The following is a 507-nucleotide window of genomic DNA, read 5'->3' on the forward strand; positions in this document are numbered from 1 at the left end:
CCAGTTGCGCTGCATCGCCTTGACCTGATCGGGCCAGCCATCCAGCTGGTCCAGATCGTTCAGGAGCTCTTCCGCATAATCGGTAATGCGGATAAACCACTGCGGAATTTCTTTGCGCTCAACCACGGTGTCACAGCGCCAGCAGCAGCCATCGATGACCTGTTCGTTCGCCAGTACGGTCTGATCGTTCGGACACCAGTTCACGGCAGAAACTTTCTTGTACGCCAGACCCTTGTCGATCAGAGTGGTGAAGAACCACTGCTCCCAGCGGTAGTATTCCGGGTCACAGGTGGCCAGTTCACGGTCCCAGTCGTAACCGAAACCCAGCGATTTAAGCTGGCCTTTCATGTAGGCGATGTTTTCTTTGGTCCACTTCGCTGGAGCCACCTGATGCTTGATTGCAGCGTTCTCTGCCGGCAGACCGAACGCATCCCAACCCATTGGCTGCATCACGTTTTTGCCTTGCATGCGCTGATAGCGCGAGATCACATCACCGATGGTGTAATT

The 507-nt window shown here is 55.0% G+C and carries 1 protein-coding gene; it reads right to left on the reverse strand.

Annotated elements, in window-relative coordinates; all coding sequences use genetic code 11:
- The coding region (locus tag B2067_RS10835; RefSeq protein ID WP_301388452.1) for a class I tRNA ligase family protein at window positions 1-507 on the reverse strand (507 nt) is incomplete at both ends.

This window comes from Thalassolituus sp. UBA2590 (genome assembly GCF_002339775.1).
GTDB lineage: Bacteria > Pseudomonadota > Gammaproteobacteria > Pseudomonadales > Oceanobacteraceae > Thalassolituus.